This is a genomic window from Oleiphilus sp. HI0086, assembly GCF_001635225.1.
This window is the reverse complement of the sequence record NZ_LWFZ01000362.1, coordinates 1-387: the sequence shown is the minus strand read 5'-3', so window position 1 is coordinate 387 and position 387 is coordinate 1. Positions and strand designations below refer to the sequence as shown.

The following is a 387-nucleotide window of genomic DNA, read 5'->3' as shown; positions in this document are numbered from 1 at the left end:
TTTCCTTATTTGATCGCTTATAAAGCGGTGGCTTTTAAGCTTTCTTCTTTGGCGCTCTGCTCCAGATGAGCGATGCAAGCCTGTAGGGTTCGGCTTACCTGAGTTTGGTCCCTAATCATGGCCAGTTTTGGCCAGGTGCAGCGTTCACCCATTTTCAAGATATAGTCTCTTTCTGAAGGGCTAGGGTTCTTCATGAACTTGGTATACCAGGAAGGCGGAAATTCAGGGTGGATATTGATGTCGCCCAAATAGTCCTGATCAAGCATCAAGGAAGCGTGATTTAGCCAAGAACTCCAAGCCTGAGAGTGAAACCGACGCTTCCCCAACTTAAGTAGAGCCTTTCCTTGAGAAAAGCTACTGCTGACCAATAGGTCGGCAAGGAAGGCT

Annotated in this window: 1 pseudogene; it reads right to left on the bottom strand. The window is 47.5% G+C overall.

Annotated elements, in window-relative coordinates:
- Positions 1-17: 17 nt before the first annotated feature.
- Positions 18-387: pseudogene (locus A3756_RS27255) on the bottom strand (hypothetical protein); the annotation flags it as partial.